13 protein-coding genes are annotated in these 17,459 nt (G+C 73.0%); 8 read left to right on the forward strand and 5 right to left on the reverse strand.

Annotated features, from left to right (window positions below):
- Positions 1 to 240: 240 nt before the first annotated feature.
- The 6 genes from IF55_RS19305 to IF55_RS19325 all read left to right on the forward strand — a co-directional run bounded on the left by IF55_RS19305 (position 241) and on the right by IF55_RS19325 (position 6,486).
- A complete protein-coding gene (locus tag IF55_RS19305; RefSeq protein WP_030878177.1) occupies positions 241 to 1,905 on the forward strand; it encodes an APC family permease in 1,665 nt (554 codons plus the stop codon).
- A 216-nt stretch (positions 1,906 to 2,121) separates the two neighbouring features.
- Entirely contained in the window at positions 2,122 to 2,301 is a 180-nt protein-coding gene (locus IF55_RS19310; protein WP_030878179.1) for a hypothetical protein, read from the forward strand.
- 93 nt (positions 2,302 to 2,394) lie between these two features.
- The gene (locus IF55_RS19315) at positions 2,395 to 2,745 is read left to right on the forward strand and encodes a (deoxy)nucleoside triphosphate pyrophosphohydrolase (protein WP_048832188.1); all 351 of its coding nucleotides are present in this window, start codon (positions 2,395 to 2,397) and stop codon (positions 2,743 to 2,745) included.
- 339 nt (positions 2,746 to 3,084) lie between these two features.
- On the forward strand, positions 3,085 to 3,216 hold the full coding sequence (locus IF55_RS41220) for a hypothetical protein (protein WP_281180992.1): 132 nt from the start codon (positions 3,085 to 3,087) through the stop codon (positions 3,214 to 3,216).
- An 80-nt stretch (positions 3,217 to 3,296) separates the two neighbouring features.
- The gene (locus IF55_RS19320; protein WP_030878184.1) at positions 3,297 to 3,728 is read left to right on the forward strand and encodes an ATP-binding protein; all 432 of its coding nucleotides are present in this window, start codon (positions 3,297 to 3,299) and stop codon (positions 3,726 to 3,728) included.
- Between the two features lie 85 nt (positions 3,729 to 3,813).
- A complete protein-coding gene (locus IF55_RS19325; protein WP_078644702.1) occupies positions 3,814 to 6,486 on the forward strand; it encodes a SpoIIE family protein phosphatase in 2,673 nt (890 codons plus the stop codon).
- Positions 6,487 to 6,564: 78 nt separating this feature from the next.
- On the opposite strand, the gene IF55_RS39780 is transcribed toward IF55_RS19325, so the two are convergent.
- From IF55_RS39780 to IF55_RS19350, 5 genes are all read right to left on the reverse strand, one after another.
- Positions 6,565 to 8,631, reverse strand: coding sequence for a TPM domain-containing protein (locus tag IF55_RS39780; protein WP_078644704.1), 2,067 nt, complete (start codon positions 8,629 to 8,631; stop codon positions 6,565 to 6,567).
- A 192-nt stretch (positions 8,632 to 8,823) separates the two neighbouring features.
- Positions 8,824 to 9,591: a succinate dehydrogenase/fumarate reductase iron-sulfur subunit gene (locus IF55_RS19335; RefSeq protein WP_030878191.1), complete on the reverse strand. Its 768-nt coding sequence runs from the start codon at positions 9,589 to 9,591 to the stop codon at positions 8,824 to 8,826.
- A complete protein-coding gene (locus IF55_RS19340) occupies positions 9,588 to 11,537 on the reverse strand; it encodes a fumarate reductase/succinate dehydrogenase flavoprotein subunit (RefSeq protein WP_030878194.1) in 1,950 nt (649 codons plus the stop codon). The genes IF55_RS19335 and IF55_RS19340 overlap by 4 nt, the downstream gene beginning before the upstream one ends.
- A 13-nt stretch (positions 11,538 to 11,550) precedes the next feature.
- A complete protein-coding gene (locus IF55_RS19345; RefSeq protein WP_030878197.1) occupies positions 11,551 to 12,387 on the reverse strand; it encodes a hypothetical protein in 837 nt (278 codons plus the stop codon).
- A gap of 60 nt (positions 12,388 to 12,447) precedes the next feature.
- A complete protein-coding gene (locus IF55_RS19350; RefSeq protein WP_030878199.1) occupies positions 12,448 to 12,732 on the reverse strand; it encodes a hypothetical protein in 285 nt (94 codons plus the stop codon).
- Between the two features lie 465 nt (positions 12,733 to 13,197).
- Here IF55_RS19350 and IF55_RS19355 point away from each other — a divergent pair, with 465 nt between their 5' ends.
- Together IF55_RS19355 and typA are read left to right on the forward strand one after the other, a co-directional pair.
- Positions 13,198 to 15,330 carry an ABC transporter family substrate-binding protein gene (locus tag IF55_RS19355; RefSeq protein WP_030878202.1) on the forward strand — a complete coding sequence of 711 codons (2,133 nt, stop codon included), beginning with the start codon at positions 13,198 to 13,200 and terminating at the stop codon, positions 15,328 to 15,330.
- A gap of 221 nt (positions 15,331 to 15,551) precedes the next feature.
- Positions 15,552 to 17,417: a translational GTPase TypA gene (typA, locus tag IF55_RS19360; protein ID WP_030878206.1), complete on the forward strand. Its 1,866-nt coding sequence runs from the start codon at positions 15,552 to 15,554 to the stop codon at positions 17,415 to 17,417.
- Positions 17,418 to 17,459 lie beyond the last annotated feature (42 nt).

The raw sequence follows: 17,459 nt of genomic DNA on the forward strand, positions 1-17,459 counted from the left end.
TCGCAGGTCAGTAGGGGGTTCGGGGGTTCTCCGGGCTTCGTCACAGGTCTGTGCCAAGTTGCCGCGGCAGGCCGCTATCACCCTCTTTGCCCCGGTAAGGCCGCCACCCACCCGGTGTTGCAAACCTCACATACGCCCAGGTCAGGGCCTCGTCGCGGAATTTTCGCCCCGTGATCGCTCGTAGGATGGCGCGGTTTGCGTCCTGCCGTGGGAGAGAACGAAGAAAAGGAGATCCGGGGCTTGAGTACCGAGCAGGGTTCCCACTCGAATTACCGCCGCACGCTCGGACCGGTGGCCCTGACGGCCGTCGGTCTCGGGTCGATCATCGGCTCCGGCTGGCTCTTCGGCGCCGAACGCGCCGCCTCCATCGCCGGTCCCGCCGCCATCCTGGCCTGGGTCATCGGCGCCGCGGTCGCGCTGACCATCGCGCTGACCTACACCGAGCTCGGCTCGATGTTCCCGAAGGCCGGCGGCATGGTCCGGTACGGGCAGTACTCGCACGGCTCGCTCGCCGGGTACCTCGCCGCCTGGGCCAACTGGATCGCCATCGTCTCCGTCATACCCGGGGAGGCGACCGCCTCCGTCCAGTACATGAGCTCCTGGGACTTCTCCTGGGCCGCGGGTCTCTACAACGGCAAGGAGCTGACCGGCAGCGGCGTCGCGCTCGCCAGCGTCCTGCTGGTCTTCTACTTCTTCCTCAACTGGTTCGCGATCACGCTGTTCGCCAAGACCAACAACGCGATCACCGTCTTCAAGGTCGTCGTCCCGATCCTGACCGCGGGCGCCCTGATGCTGGCGCACTTCGACACCAGCAACGTCAAGGACAACGGCGGCTTCACGCCGAACGGCTGGAGCGCCGTCTTCACCGCCGTCGCCGTCTCCGGCATCGTCTGGGCGTACAACGGCTTCCAGTCCCCGCTGAACATGGCGGGCGAGGCCCGCAACCCCGGCAAATCGCTGCCCAAGGCCGTCATCGGCTCGATCGTCATCGCGCTCATCATCTACGTCGCGCTCCAGATCGCCTTCCTGATGGCCGTCCCCGCCGCCGACCTCAGCGAGGCGGGAAGCTGGGCGCACCTCTCGTACAACTCCCCGCTCGCCGACCTCTCCCTGGCCTGGGGCCTGAACTGGCTGGCGATGCTGCTGTACGCGGACGCCTTCATCTCCCCGTCCGGTACGGGCATGATCTACGCGGCCACCACCTCGCGCATGATCCACGGCGTACAGGAGAACGGCCACCTGCCGGGCATCTTCGGCAAGGTCGACCCCAAGACCGGCGTCCCGCGCCCGGCGCTCGTGCTCAACCTCGTCGTCGCCTTCCTCTTCCTGGCCGTCTTCCGCGGCTGGGGCTCGCTGGCCGAGATCGTCTCCGTCGCGACCGTCATCTCCTACATCACCGGCCCCGTCGCCGTGATGTCGCTGCGCCGCCTCGCGCCGGACCTCAAGCGCCCGGTCAAGCTGCGCGTCATGCCGGTCGTCGCACCCATCGCGATGGTCTTCGGCTCCCTGGTGCTCTACTGGGGCCGCTGGCCGCTCACCGGCAAGGTCATCCTGATCATGGCCGTCGGGCTGCCCGTCTGGGCCTGGTACGAGCTGCGCAAGCCCTGGGCCGAACTCAAGCCGCACCTCAAGGCGGGCGCCTGGATGGTGGCCTACCTCCTCGTCATGGCCTGCGTCTCGTGGGCCGGCGGCACCGACTTCGGCGGCCAGGGATATCTGGCCGAGGGCTGGGACATCGTCACCGTCGTCCTGATCGGCCTCGTCTTCTACGTGTGGGGCGTGCGCAGCGCGTGGCGCAACCCCTCCCTCGTGGCCGTGGAGCGGGAAATGGCCGCCGCGGCCGAAGCCGAGGCCCAGGCCGAGGCCGCCGGCGCCGCCGATGCCGACGCGGCCCGGCGCGCGTAGCGGGGCAGCGGGGCCGGCCGGGGCAGCGCGGGCGTGAGGGCAGCGGGCAGCGCCGCGCGGGCGGCGCTTCCGGTGGCCGGATGAATGCCTCTTCGTGAATTCCTGTATCCGCTGAGTAAAGGTCGGGCGTAGGCTCGGGCATATGCGGATTGCGGTTTCGTCATGAGGAGTCGAGGGGCGTACGCCGGAGTGCGCCGCGACGGAGAGGGCGGGGCTATGAATGACGGCGACCCGACCCTGCCCTGGCTGGTCGTCCGGCAGGACGACAACGGCAACAGCTACCGCGTGGGCCGCTACGCCACCAAGTCGGAGGCCGAGCAGGTCATCGGCCGGCTCGGGGTGTACGGGCAGGAGCGGCTCTACATCGTCGAGCGGGTCGGCCGCGCGGTCTCCTAGCGGGTTGGGCGTGCGGGCTACGCGCCCCGGCCCGGCTTGGCGCGCCCCGGCCCGGCTCGGCCTGCCCCGGTCCCGGCTTTGTAGGCTCCGCCCATGACGACGGCGCGTGTGGTGGTAGGCGGAGCGGTGCTCGACCAGGGGCGGCTGCTCGCCGCCCGGCGCAGTGCTCCGCCGGAACTCGCGGGCCGCTGGGAGCTGCCCGGCGGGAAGGTCGAGCCCGGCGAGACGCCCGAGCAGGCGCTCGTACGCGAACTGCGCGAGGAACTGGGCGTGGAGGTCGAGCCGCTGGAGCGGATCCCCGGAGAGTGGCCGCTGCGCCCGCCGTACGTGCTCCACGTCTGGACGGCGGGGCTCCTCGCGGGCGAACCGCGCCCGCTCCAGGACCACGACGAACTCCGCTGGCTCGCCCCCGCCGAGGCCGACGACGTGCCCTGGCTCGACTAGGACCGCCCGGCCGTCGCCGAGGCCGTCCGCCGGCTCCGAGCACGACAGTGACGGAGGCGGTGGCGGTGGCAGCGGCGTGGTGGCGGTGACAACGCCGTAGCCGGTCCGTCAGCTCCCGCCGTCGCCGAGGCCGTCCGCCGGCTCCGAGCACGACAGTGACGGAGGCGGTGGCAGCGGCGTGGTGGCGGTGGCAACGCCGTAGCCGGTCCGTCAGCTCCCGCCGTCGCCGAGGCCGTCCGCCGGCTCCGAGCGTGCCAGCCATGAGAAAGCCGTAGCCGGTCCGTCGGCTCGCGCCATCGAAGTCGTATCCGGCGTTCCCGCCGACGCGCGGCCCGTGCGATGTACCGTCAGGTCCCCGGCGCGGGCCTCGGCGCCTCGACGCACGGCGTCGAGGCGCACGGCGTCGAGGCGCACGGCGTAGAGCTGCGCGAATACGCCAATCGTGCCACCGACTTCCCGGGCAAAAGGTAGCAATTGCCCTATAGCGGGTATGTGCTGATTAACTTCCCCGAAGTCGGGCAATCCGGCGGGGCCTGCGAGAGGTCTGGGACGTGGTCGGCGTGAGCGAGAGCGCAGTGCCCCTGGCGTGGACGCCCGGGTTCGCGGAATGGAGCTTCCCCGCCGAGGCGGGTGCCGTGCGCACCGCGCGCACGCTGGTGCGCGACACGCTGGCCGAGTGGGGTCTGGAGTCGGTCAGCGATGTGTCGGTCCTGCTGGTGAGCGAGCTGGTCACCAACTCCCTGCGGCACGCCAGCGGGCCCATCGGCGTCCGCATGTACTCCCGCCGTACCCGCCCGGAGGACGCCCTCCTCCTCGTCGAGGTCTCCGACCCGCTGCCCGATCCGCCGCGGGAGCGCGTCGCCCGGCCGGAGGACGAGGGCGGACGCGGTCTCCAATTGGTGGCATGCGCCTCGCGTCGCTGGGGAACCCGGCGCGGCAAGACCGGAAAAACCGTGTGGTTCGAGCTGACCTTGCCTGGTTAGGAGTCCTACGGCGCGGGTTGAGATCGTGCTGTGATCGTGAAGGCCGTGTTCCGGATGGCCGCGGTGCTGGATACTCGGCCTTCTGATGCCGGTGCGAGCACGAGAGGCCGGAGGGGACGGGCACGTGAGCGAAACGCCAGCGGGGACCACGGGTACGCCGCAGGGAACAGATGCCGCGGTGGTGTGGCAGAGCAGCCTTCCGGGCTCGCTCTACGACTACATCCGGGTCGCCTCGTTCTCGCTAGGAGCGGACGGCCGTATCGAGCAGTGGAGCGAGCGGGCGGCCGACCTGTTCGGCGTGCCGGCGCGGGAGGCCGTGGGCAGGGACCCGGGGGAGGTCTTCCCGCCGCCCGAGGCGGCGGGCCCCGCGCAGGAGGGCGGCGCCACCGCCGGCGAGCGTGAGCGGCGGCGAGCGGCGGAGCGCGCGGACGCCCTCCCCGGTTTCCTCGGCGAGCGCGGCCTCGACGGGCACGAGCGGGTCGCCCTCGTCCCCTACCGCGCCGCCGACGGCCAGTCGGGCCTCGCCGAGATCTTCCTGATGCCGACCGAGAACGAGCGCGGCGAACGCACCGCCCTCTGTATCGTCGTCGACGTACGGGCCCTGCGCGGCATCGAGACCGACCTCGCCGCCTCGCAGGCCGTTTTCGGACAATCTCCCCTCGGGTTCTTCTTCTTCGGCACCGATCTCACCCTGGTGCGCGTCAATGAATCCTTCGCGCAGGCTTTCGGACAGCCCGTCGAGTGGCACCGCGGCCGCACCCCGCAGGACTTCCTGCCCCGCGCCGAGGCCGAGCGGCTCTCCGCCGCCCTGCGCCAAGTCCTCGACACCGGAAAGCCGGTGTCCGACCTCCAGCTCGTCGGGGCGGTCCCCAGCCGTACGGAGCGGCGGCGCTGGTCCGTATCGCTGTACCGGCTGCACAGCGGCAGCGGGCGGCCGATCGGGGTGGCGGGGCTCGCCAGCGATGTCACCGGCCGCCGCCGCGCCGAGCGCGAGGCCGCGGGCGTACGGCGCAACCTGGCGCTGCTCAACGAGGCCGGGGCGCGGATAGGCAACTCGCTCGACCTGGAGACCACCGCCCGCGAACTCCTCGACGTCGCCGTTCCGCAGTTCTGCGACCTGGCCACCGTCGACCTCTACCAGGGGCTGCTGGTCGGCGACGAGGCGCCGCCGGGGCTCGCCGACGGCAGCGCCGAGCTGCGCCGCGTGGCCTTCTCCAGCGCCGTCTCGGGCGCGCCGATCGGTTCCGAGGACGGGGAGTCGAAGCCCATTCAGGTGGGCGAGGTGCATCGTTTCCCCTTCCACTCACCGTGCGCGGTGGCGCTGCGCACCGCGCACCCCAAGGTGGTGCCCGGCCGGGAGGCCGACGAGAGCCCCGAGCTGGGGGCCGTCGTCCAGTCGACGCTGATCGTGCCGATGGTGGCGCGCGACACCGTGGTCGGGCTCGCGCAGTTCGCCCGGACGAAGGGCAGCGAGCCGTTCGGGGAGCGGGACACGGCGCTCGCGGTGGAGCTCGCGGCGCGCGCCGCCGTCTGCATGGACAACGCCCGCCTCTACCGCCGCGAGCACGAGCGCGCGCTGATCCTCCAGCGCAGCCTGCTGCCGCCGGGCGACCCCGAGGCCGCCGGCATCGAGATCGCCTGCCGCTATCTGCCGGGCAACACCGCCACCGAGGTCGGCGGCGACTGGTTCGACGTCATAGAGCTGCCCGGCCACCGGACCGCCATCGTCGTCGGCGATGTCATGGGCCGCGGCCTGCGCGCCGCCGTCGCCATGGGCGAACTCCGGACGGCCGTACGGACGCTGGCGCTGCTCGACCTGGAGCCGGCCGAGGTGCTGTCCGCGCTCGACGAGGTCGCGCACGGCCTCGGCACGCCCGGCGGGAAGCAGTCCTCGGCGCGTTCGGCGCGCGGCAGCGGCAAGGACGCCGACCTCTCCGAGGTGTACCTCGCGACCTGCGTCTACGCCGTGTACGACCCGGTGACGCGGCGGGCCACGTTCGCCAACGCCGGGCATCTGCCGCCCGTGCTCGTCGAACCGGGCGAGCCCGCCCTGCTGCTGGACGTACCGCCGGGCATGCCGCTCGGCGTCGGCGGCGAGCCGTTCGAGGAGACCGAGGTCGACCTGCCGGACGGCGCGCTGCTCGCGCTCTACACCGACGGCCTGGTCGAGTCCCGCGACCAGTCGCTCGACGACGGGCTGCGCGCCTTCCGCGAGGCGCTCACGGACCCGTCGCCCGTGCTGGAGGACGTCTGCGACCATGTGCTCGGCGCGCTCGACACCCACCACGGCGAGGACGACATCGCGCTGCTGATGGCGCGGGTGCAGGGGCTGCCCGCCGAGTCGGTGGGGGACTGGCACCTGCCGCCGGAGCCGCGCTCGGTGGCCCGCGCCCGGGAGCTGGCGCGCGAGAAGCTGACGGCCTGGGGCCTGGACAACCTCGTGGACACGGCGGAGCTGCTGGTCAGCGAGTTGGTGACGAACGCCCTGCGGTACGGGGAGGGCGAGATACGGCTCCGGCTGCTGCTCGATCGCACCCTGGTCTGCGAGGTCTGGGACGGCGGTCTCGTGCAGCCCCGCCGCCGCCGGGCCCGCGACACCGACGAGGGCGGCCGCGGCCTCCAGCTCGTCGGCCTCCTCAGCGCCGCCTGGGGCAGCCGCCGCACCCCGCACGGCAAGACGGTCTGGTTCGAACTCGCCCTCCCGGACGGCGATTCGCCGGGCGTGGACGCGGTGGAGGCGTTGCTGAGCCTGTACTGACGGAGCTCAGCCTGTACTGACGGAGCTCAGCCGGTACGGACGGAGTTCAGCCGGTACTGACGGACGCGGCGGAGCGGGTCACTCCGCCAGCCGTCCCCGGGTCCCCCCGCCGCCGAACGTGGCGGGGAGCAGGCCGCCGAGGATGATGCCGCCCAGCAGCGCGCCGCCGATCGCCCCGGCGGGGTGCGGGGACTGCGGGGCGTACGGGCCGGCGTGGGCGTTCTGGTCGGCGAAGCCGCGTACGTCCCGCTCGGCCAGCTCGCGCGCCTGCCGGGCCAGCGCCTCCGCGCGCCGCGCCTCCGGCAGCAGCCGGGCGGCGGCCGCGTCGTCCGTGGCGTCGGCGGCCTCCTCCGCCCGCGTCAGATGGCGCTCGGCCTCGGCCAGCCGGGTGCGGGCCCGGCTGCCGATCGCCCCGCGGTGGGTGCACACGAAGTCGCGCGCGGCGGCGACGTCGCCGCGCGCCGCGAGCAGGGCGCGCGCCCCCAGCGCCCAGGCGCGCCGCTCGCGCGCCTCCGTCCCCTCTTCGTTCAGCAGCTCGTCGAGCCCGGCCGCCGCGTCCTCGACCCGCTGGAGGGCGGCGAGCGGGTCGTAGCGGCCGCCCGCCAGGTCCCGTCCGGTCTGGGCGAGCGCGCGCTCCGTACGGGCGATACGGGCGCACAGCTCGCTCGCCCGCTCGCCGCCGAGGTCCCCGGCGCGCAGGCCGCTGCGGTCGGCCAGCAGGGCGCGGGCGCGGGCCAGGTCGGCCTCGGTCTCGGGCAGCAGGGCGCGCAGCCGCTTCGCGGCGCGGAGCACGCCGTGCGTGTGGCGCAGTACGGCGGTGGTGAGCGTACGGGCCTGGGCGAGCGCGGCCTCGGCGGCGCGGATGGCGGGGGCCGCGGCGGCCGGGTCGCGCTCGGCCAGCGACCGGCGGGCCTGGGCGAGCCCCGCCGTGGCGAAGGCGAGGCGGTCGCGGGCCTCGGCCGGGTGCTGCGCGACGGGCGCCAGCGCGGACGCGGTGCAGCCGCGCGCCAGATCGGCCAGGGCGGCCTCGGCGTGGTCGATGCGCGGCGCCAGCGCCTCGGTGGCCTCCTCGGCGCGGGCGAGCAGTTGGGGCGCGTTCTCCTTGAGGGCGCGGAGCCGGTCGAACGCGTCGGACTCCGCGTCGAGCCGCCGGTTGGCGCTGGTGCAGCGGGAGAGGATCTCGTCGAGCGTGTACCGGCGGGTTTCGGCGTCCTGGTGGGGCGCGTCGTCGAGCCGCTGCCGCAGCCGGAAGGCGCGTGCGGCCTCCCCCCGGGCGTATGCCACGGCCTCCGCGAACGGCAGCGCCGCCCGCCGGCCGAATTGGTCGATGGCGAGGTCCAGTTCCTCCTCGCTCGTACGGATGGCGTCATCCGTCTCCACGAGTATCTGTGCCGCCTCGGCGTCCAACGCGGTCAGCGGGGTGAGCGGTTGGGCCAACCGGGTGAATCCGGCGAGGGCGGGGGCCGGGGCGGCGGCGCGGCGGTCCCGGGCGCGGCGGCCGCGCCGGGCGAGGAGGTAGCCGCCGAGCGCGCAGGAGCCCATCACGAGGAGGGCGGGCAGCCAGACGCCGCGCCCGCCCGGCACGAGCGCCTCCCCGCCGGGGTCGTCCGCGCCGGGGGTGAGGGCGGGGGTGCGTACGGGCCGCCCTTGGAGCACCGCCTGGTACCCGGCGGCGGCGCCGATGGCCGCGTCGGCCCAGGCGTGCGACGCCAGCGCGGGTTCGATGGCGGCCGTGGCGACGCGGTCGAGCTGGGCGGGGCGGAAGCCGGAGTCGTCGGCGGCCGAGACGGCGTAGCGGCGGTCGTGGGTGGCGATGGCCAGGACCAGGTCGCGGGGGCCGAGGCCGTTGCGGTCGGCGGTGGCGTCGGCCCAGTCGTGGCCCGCGCGGCCGGAGAAGTCCCGCACGTAGGTGACGAAGAGCTGCACCCGCGCCTCGCGGCGCAGCCGTTCGAGGGCCGTGGCCACCTCCGCGCGCCGCTCGCGGAGCGCCCCGACGGTGTCGGTGATCCGGCCCGTGCGCGCCAGGTCGAGGGGGCCGTCGGCGCGCGCGGGGGGCGCCAGGAGCAGGACGCACAGCGCCAGGAGGGCGCACACCGTGGCCCAGCCGGGTGCCCCCGATCCGTACCGCCTCAGAAGCCGCGTCACATTTGGGAGCGTATGACCGTTCCGCCTGCTCCGCGACCGGTCGCGGGGGCCGGGGCGGGAACCGGCCGAGGGCCCCGGGGCGGGGGCCGGACGAGGGACCCGGGCGAACGGGCGCGCCCGGAGCAGCGCCCGCCCCGGCCCGCCGCAGGAGCCATGCCGCGGGAGCCATGCCCGCCACGGGCGCTGTGCCCCTCACTCCCCCCGGCGGCGGATCTTGTTCCCCAGCCAGACCAGCGGGTCGTACTTGCGGTCCACCGCCCGCTCCTTCAGCGGGATCAGCGCGTTGTCGGTGATCTTGATGTGTTCCGGGCAGACCTCCGTGCAGCATTTGGTGATGTTGCAGTAGCCCAGGCCGTGCTCCTCCTGCGCGCTCCGCTTGCGGTCGACGCCCATCTCGTCCGCCGCGTCCAGCGGGTGCATGTCCAGCTCGGCGACGCGCATCAGGAAGCGGGGGCCCGCGAAGGCGGCCTTGTTCTCCTCGTGGTCGCGCACCACATGGCAGGTGTCCTGGCACAGGAAGCACTCGATGCACTTGCGGAACTCCTGCGAGCGCCCCACGTCCTCCTGGCGCATCCGGTACTCGCCCGCCTTCAGGTCCGCGGGCGGCACGAACGCCGGGACCTCGCGCGCCTTCGCGTAGTTGAAGGACACGTCCGTCACCAGGTCCCGTACGACCGGGAAGGCGCGCAGCGGCGTCACCGTCACCGTCTCGTCCTGGCCGAAGACCGACATCCGCGTCATGCATAGCAGCCGCGGCCGGCCGTTGATCTCGGCGCTGCACGAACCGCACTTGCCCGCCTTGCAGTTCCACCGGACGGCCAGGTCGGGCGCCTGGGTGGCCTGGAGGCGGTGGATGATGTCGAGGACCACCTCGCCCTCGTTGACCGCGATCTCGAAGTCCGCGAGGCCCCCGCCGACCGCATCACCCCGCCACACCTTGAAGTGGGCCTGATAGCTCACGGCGTCAGCTCCTCGTCCGTCAGGTACTTGGCCAGTTCGTCCCGCTCGAAGAGGGCGAGCAGATCGGGCCGGATGGGCGGCGACTCGCGCCGCTCCAGGGCGATCTGGCCGAGCGCCGGGTCCGCGGCCGCCGGCCCGGCCCCCTCCTGGGCTGCGGCGAACCGGCACACCAGATTGGCCCGCCGCCACCGCCGGTCCATCTCCGGATAGTCGTCGCGGGTGTGTCCGCCCCGGCTCTCCGTGCGCTCCAGGGCCGCGCGCGCCACGCACTCGCTGACCAGCAGCATGTTCCGCAGGTCGAGCGAGAGGTGCCAGCCGGGGTTGAACTGCCGGTGCCCCTCGACGCCCGTACGCCGCGCCCGGCCCCGCAGATCGGCGAGCCGGTCCAGCGCCTCGCGCATCTCCGGGGCCTTGCGGATGATGCCCACCAGGTCGTTCATCGTCTGCTGGAGCTCCTGGTGCAGGGTGTACGGGTTCTCGGCCGGGCCGCTCGCCCGCGGGTCCGGGCCGCCCTCGGCGCTGAACGGGCGCAGCGCCTCGGCCGCCGCCGCGGCGACGTCCGCCTCGGTGGGGCGGGGCCGTTCGCCGCCGGTCAGCGAGGCCGTGTACTGGGCCGCGTACAGCCCGGCGCGGCGGCCGAAGACCAGCAGGTCGGAGAGGGAGTTGCCGCCGAGCCGGTTGGAGCCGTGCATGCCGCCCGCGACCTCGCCCGCCGCGAAGAGGCCGGGCACCCCGGCCGCGGCGGCGGTGTCGGGGTCCACGTCCACGCCGCCCATCACGTAGTGGCAGGTGGGGCCGACCTCCATCGCCTCGGCGGTGATGTCGACGTCCGCCAGCTCCTTGAACTGGTGGTGCATGGACGGCAGCCGGCGCTTGATGACCTCGGCGGGCATGCGCGTGGAGACGTCCAGGAACACGCCGCCGTGCGGGGTGCCGCGGCCCGCCTTGACCTCGGAGTTGATGGCGCGGGCCACCTCGTCGCGGGGGAGCAGCTCGGGCGGGCGGCGGTTGTTGTCCGGGTCCTCGTACCAGCGGTCGCCCTCGTCCTCGGACTGCGCGTACTTCTCCTTGAACACATCCGGGACGTACCCGAACATGAACCGCTCGCCCTCGCTGTTGCGCAGCACCCCGCCGTCGCCGCGCACGGACTCGGTGACGAGGATGCCCTTCACGGACGGCGGCCAGATCATGCCGGTCGGGTGGAACTGCACGAACTCCATGTTGATCAGCGGGGCCCCGGCGAGCAGCGCCAGCGCGTGCCCGTCGCCCGTGTACTCCCAGGAGTTGGACGTCACCTTGAAGGACTTGCCGATGCCGCCGGTGGCCAGCACCACCGCCGGCGACTCGATAGTGAAGAAACGGCCGGACTCGCGCTCGTACCCGAAGACGCCCGCGACCCGCTCGCCGTCCTTGAGCACGCGGGTGACCGTGCACTCCTGGAAGACCTTCAGCCGCGCCTCGTAGTCGCCGAACTCGCGGAAGTCCTCCTGCTGAAGGCTGACGATCTTCTGCTGGAGGGTGCGGATCAGCTCCAGCCCCGTACGGTCGCCGACGTGCGCGAGGCGCGGGTACTCGTGTCCGCCGAAGTTGCGCTGCGATATGCGCCCGTCCGCCGTGCGGTCGAAGAGCGCGCCCCAGGTCTCCAGCTCCCACACCCGGTCCGGGGCCTCGCGCGCGTGCAGCTCCGCCATCCGCCACTGGTTGAGGAACTTCCCGCCGCGCATCGTGTCGCGGAAGTGCACCTGCCAGTTGTCGCCCTCGTTGACATTTCCCATGCTGGCCGCGATGCCGCCCTCGGCCATCACGGTATGGGCCTTGCCGAACAGGGACTTGCAGATCACCGCGGTCCGCATGCCCTGCTCGCGCGCCTCGATCGCCGCCCGCAGCCCGGCGCCGCCCGCGCCGACCACGACCACGTCCCAGCTCTGCCGTTCCTCGTGCGTCATCAGCCGCGCCCCATCAGAAGAACCTCGGATCGTCGAATACGCCGCTCGCCACCAGATACACATAGAGGTCGGCCGCCATCACGCTCACCAACGACGCCCAGGCCAGCAACGCGTGACGGCTATTCAGTTTTCCTGCCCAGCTCCACAGGCGATAGCGCACCGGATGCTTGGAGAAGTGCTTGAGCCGGCCGCCGACGATATGCCGGCACGAGTGGCAGGAGAGCGTGTACGCCCAGATCAGGACGATGTTGGCGAGCAGCACGAGGGTGCCCAGACCCATGTGGCCCCACTCGCCCCGCTCGTCGCGGAAGCCGAGCGCGGTGTCGTAGGTGAGGATCAGCGCGACGATCACCGCGAAGTAGAAGAAGTAGCGGTGGACGTTCTGGAGGATCAGCGGGAACCGCGTCTCGCCGCCGTACTTCTTGTGCGGCTCGGCCACCGCGCAGGCGGGCGGCGACGCCCAGAAGCTGCGGTAGTACGCCTTGCGGTAGTAGTAGCAGGTCAGCCGGAAGCCCAGCGGGAAGATCAGGATCAGCAGGGCGGGGGACAGCCCCCACCACGCGCCGAAGATCTCCCAGTCCGCGCCGCCCTTCATGGGCACGCAGTTCTCCGCGACGCAGGGCGAGTAGAACGGCGACACATAGGGCGCCGCGTAGTAGTCGTCACCGGCGAACGCCCGCCACGTCGAGTAGACGACGAAGACGAGCAGTCCGGCCGCGGTGCCGGCGGGCACCAGCCACCAGCGGTCGGTGCGCAGATGGCGGGCCGGGATCGCGGCGCGCGACGCGTGGTGCACGCCGCGCGCGGTCATATCGCCGGGCGTGACTTCGGGGTCGGTACCAGTGGTCAAAGGGAACTCCGGAAGGAGTGGGGGTGGAAGTCGGCGTACGGGCTCGGGGCCGCCTCTTCGCTACGGGGCCCCGCGGTCGCGCGCGCCCAGGCCCTCGTCCTCGGCGTCCGCCCACAGCGAGCTGTCGTACGGCGCGTCGGGGATCGGCACCATCACGGGCTTAGGCCGCTCCGGCGGGGCGCTCTCGCGCAGCAGGGCGACGCTCTCGCGCAGATGGTCGGCGTCGGTGCGGACGCGCCTGATCTCCAGGTCGCCGCTGCCGACCCGCTGCTCCAGCCGGACCACGGACCGTACGAGGTCGTCGAGGCAGCGCTGAACAGCCGTCAACTCATCGTTCAGGGACATGACTTGCTCACACCTCCGCGCTGGCGGGTGGCGACGCTCATGCGACTGCGAGTGTTGCGCGTCACACCCCTCAAGGGGAAGACGGCGGTCCCGATCGCGCCTTCGCGGCGGCGCGTTCGGGACGCGGGCCGTACGCGCGCCTGCCCCCGCCGCCGGCCCCGCGCCGCGTCCCTCGCGCCCCCTCGCGCATTCCCGACTCGCACGCCTGTGCGCTTACGCCGTGTTCGTCCAGCCGGGTGGCTTGCCGCCCCGCCCCGCCGTGTCGGCGCGCCATCGCCCGGACCGTCGCCTTCAGTGGCTGGCAGTACATGTGATCAGCGGCACATTAAGCCGAATGTGCCGTACGCGTCCGGGGCCCCGGACCCCAGCCGGGGCCCCGGGAACCCGGCACCGCACCCGTCAGTGAACGAACCAACCCGGCCGCGTCGCAGGAGGCCGGGCGGGCGAGCCCCGGAGGTACCAGCCATGGCCCACGACGGCGTCCCGAGAGGCACCGCACCCCGCACCGGCCCCTGCCGCCGGGCCCGCCGGCGCCGCCGCGCCGCGCTGCTGGCGGCCGGCGCGCTGCTCCCGCTGCCCGCCCTGGCCGGCTGCTCCTCGGACGACGGCCCCGCCGCCGCGCCCCCGGCCCCCATGGACGTGGCGCGCACCGCCCGCGCCGACGTCGCCGACCGGGGCACCCTGCGCTGGGCCGTGGACGAGCTGCCCGGCACCCTCAACGCCTTCCAGGCCGACGCCGACGCCGCCACCGAGCGTGTCGCCGGGGCCGTACTGCCCGCCCTCTTCACCCTCGACCAGCGCGGCCGGCCCCGCCGCAACCCCGACTACCTGCGCGGCGCCGAGACCGTCGAGCGCGAGCCCAAGCAGATCGTCGTCTACAAGCTCAACCCGAAGGCCGTCTGGAGCGATGGCCGCGCGCTGGGCGCCGCCGACTTCGCCGCCCAGTGGAAGGCCCTCAGCGGCAAGGACCACGGGTACTGGACGGCCCGCAACGCCGGCTACGACCGGATCGAGAAGGTCGAAGCGGGCGTTAAGCCGCACGAGGTCAAGGTCACCTTCGCCCGGCCGTACGCCGACTGGGCCGGGCTCTTCACGCCGCTGTACCCGCGCACCGTGATGGGCTCCCCGGACGCCTTCAACGACGACGCCCGCAAGGACCTCAAGGTCGCGGCCGGACCCTTCGCGGTCGCGGGCCGCGACTCCGGCGCCGGCACCCTGACCCTCGCCCGCAACCCGAAGTGGTGGGGCGACCGCGCCAAACTCGACAAGCTCGTGCTGCGGGCCGTACCGCGCGAGCGCCGCGCCGCCTCCCTCACCGCGGACACCGTCGACCTCGCCGCCGTCGACGCCGCCACCGCCGCGCACATCAACGCCGCCCACCGGCCCGTCGGACAGGGCCGCAAGGGCGCCGCCGGATCGCCCGCCGACGGCACGGGCGGGCGCGCGGCGGCGGCCGCGATGCGGGCCTGGGCCGAGGCGCACGGCACGCCGGAGGGGAGCGCGAAGGTCGCCGCCGACGCGCGGCACCGGCGCGAGGAGGCCGCCCGGACCGCGGCCCGCTCGCGGGCCCTGCGCGCGTACACCGTCCGCAAGTCCCTGGAGCCCGCCTACACCCAGCTCGCGCTCAACGGCGCGTCCGGGCCGCTCGCCGACGAGCGGGTGCGGCGGGCCGTCGCCCGCGCCATCGACCGCGAGGGGATCGCCGCCGAGGTGCTCGGCCCGCTGGGGCTGCCCTCGGAGCCGCTCGGCAGCCATCTGCTGATGGCCGGCCAGCAGGGGTACGAGGACCACAGCGGCGCGATCGGCGGCGCGGACGCCCAGGCGGCGCAGGCCCTGCTCGCCGACGCGGGCTGGCAGCAGCACGGCGGCCCGATCGCGCGGAAGAAGGTCGGCGGGAAGGCCGAGGCGGACCTCGGCGCCGGCGCCAAGGCCGACAGGGACACCAAGGGGGCGAGCGGCGAGGGCAGCGACAAGGGCAACGGGAAGGGCAGCGACGGCAAGGAGCATGTGCACGGCCGCTCCGGGCCCGAAGGGCCCAAGGACCCCAAGGGCGTCGCCGCCCCGGTCCGCATGAAGAACGGCCAGAAGCTGTCCCTCCGCTTCGTCCTGCCGCGCGGCGCCGCCGCCGAGCCGCTGCGCGCCGTGGGCGACCGCATCGCCCGCAGCCTGGACGCCATCGGGGTGCGCACGGAGATCACCAAGGTCGCCGACGACAGCTACTTCAAGGACTACATCGCCTCGGGCGGCTACGACCTGGCCCTGTACTCCTGGCCCGCCACCGCCTATCCGGCGACCGACGCCCGGCCGATCTTCGCCAAGCCGCAGCCCGCCCCCGACGGCTCGCTGCTCGTCGAGCAGAACTACACCAGGGTCGGCACCGACCAGATCGACCAGCTCTTCGACCAGGCCGCGGCCGAGCTGGACGCCGGCGCCTCGCGGGACCTCGTCGAGCGCGCGGACGCCCGGATCTGGGCGGCGGCCGGCTCGATCCCGCTCTACCAGCGCCCCGAGCTGATCGCCGCCAAGTCGGACGTCGCCAACGCCGGTGCCTTCGGCTTCGCCACCCCCCGTTACCAGGACATCGGTTTCCGGAAGTGAGCCGCCCGGGGCTCCGGGTGCCGCGCGCCGGGACGCCAGGTGTACGGAACGTGGCGGTGAGACGAATCACCGCAGGTCAGGGCCGGTACGTACGGGCTGAGGCGGCCTAGGTCGCCGCAGCCACGTACCATGGGGTGAGGCCGTGGCGTGATCTGCCCGGCAGGCACGCGTACCGGACCGTACGCGGAGCCACCCACGATTCCGGGAGAAGCGCCGCAAGTATGCCCACGCGCCACGACATTCGTAACGTAGCCATCGTCGCCCACGTCGACCACGGCAAGACGACCCTCGTCGACGCCATGCTGAAGCAGGCCGGCGCCTTCGCTGCCCATCAGCACCTCGACGAACGCATGATGGACTCGAACGACCTTGAGCGCGAGAAGGGCATCACCATTCTCGCGAAGAACACCGCCGTGAAGTACCACCCCAAGGGCGGCGGCGATGTCATCACGATCAACATCATCGACACCCCCGGCCACGCCGACTTCGGCGGCGAGGTCGAGCGCGGTCTGTCGATGGTGGACGCGGTCGTGCTGCTGGTGGACGCCTCCGAGGGCCCGCTGCCGCAGACCCGCTTCGTGCTGCGCAAGGCGCTGGACGCCAAGCTGCCCGTCATCCTGTGCATCAACAAGACGGACCGCCCGGACTCCCGCATCGACGAGGTCGTCAACGAGACGTACGACCTCTTCCTGGACCTGGACGCGGACGAGGACCAGATCGAGTTCCCGATCGTCTACGCCTGCGCGCGCGACGGCGTCGCCTCGCTGACCAAGCCGGAGAACGGCACGGTCCCGGCGGACAGCGACTCCCTGGAGCCGTTCTTCTCCACCATCCTGGGCACCGCCCCGGCCCCCGAGTACGACGAGGGCGCGCCGCTCCAGGCGCACGTCACCAACCTGGACGCCGACAACTTCCTCGGCCGTATCGCGCTCTGCCGCGTCGAGCAGGGCGAGCTGCGCAAGGGCCAGCAGGTCGCGTGGATGAAGCGGGACGGCTCCGTCCAGAACGTCAAGATCACCGAGCTGCTGATGACCGAGGCGCTCACCCGCAAGCCGGCCGAGGTGGCCGGGCCGGGCGACATCTGCGCCGTCGCGGGCATCCCGGACATCATGATCGGCGAGACCCTGGCCGACCCCGAGAACCCCGTCGCGCTGCCGCTCATCACCGTCGACGAGCCCGCGATCTCGATGACCATCGGCACCAACACCTCGCCGCTGGTCGGCAAGGGCGGCAAGGGCCACAAGGTCACCGCCCGCATGGTCAAGGACCGCCTCGACAAGGAGCTCATCGGCAACGTGTCGCTGAAGGTCCTGGACACCGAGCGCCCCGACGCGTGGGAGGTGCAGGGCCGCGGCGAGCTGGCGCTGGCCATCCTCGTCGAGACGATGCGCCGGGAGGGCTTCGAGCTGACCGTCGGCAAGCCGCAGGTGGTCACCAAGGAGATCAACGGCAAGGTCCACGAGCCGACCGAGCGGATGACCATCGACTGCCCCGAGGAATACCTCGGCGCGGTCACGCAGCTCATGGCCACCCGCAAGGGCCGCATGGAGACCATGACGAACCACGGCTCCGGCTGGGTCCGCATGGAGTTCGTCGTCCCGGCCCGCGGCCTGATCGGCTTCCGCACGGAGTTCCTCACGGACACCCGCGGCACCGGCATCGCGCACTCCATCTTCGAGGGCCACGAGCCGTGGTTCGGCGACCTGCGGACCCGTAACAACGGCTCGCTGGTGGCGGACCGGGCGGGCGTCGTGACGCCGTTCGCGATGATCAACCTCCAGGAGCGCGGCGTGATCTTCGTCGAGCCGACCACCGAGGTCTACGAGGGCATGATCATCGGTGAGAACTCGCGCTCCGACGACATGGACGTGAACATCACCAAGGAGAAGAAGCTCACCAACATGCGCGCCGCGTCCGCGGACTCCACCGAGAACGTGGTGCCGCCGCGCAAGCTCTCCCTGGAGCAGTCCCTGGAGTTCTGCCGCGAGGACGAGTGCATCGAGGTGACCCCGGAGACGGTCCGTATCCGCAAGGTCGTCCTCGACCAGAAGGAGCGCGGCCGCGCCGCCGCCCGCGCCAAGCGCTGACATTCCGCTTTCCGCGCCAGGCGCTGACGCATCGCGGCCGGC

The organism is Streptomyces varsoviensis (genome assembly GCF_000718635.1).
GTDB lineage: Bacteria > Actinomycetota > Actinomycetes > Streptomycetales > Streptomycetaceae > Streptomyces > Streptomyces varsoviensis.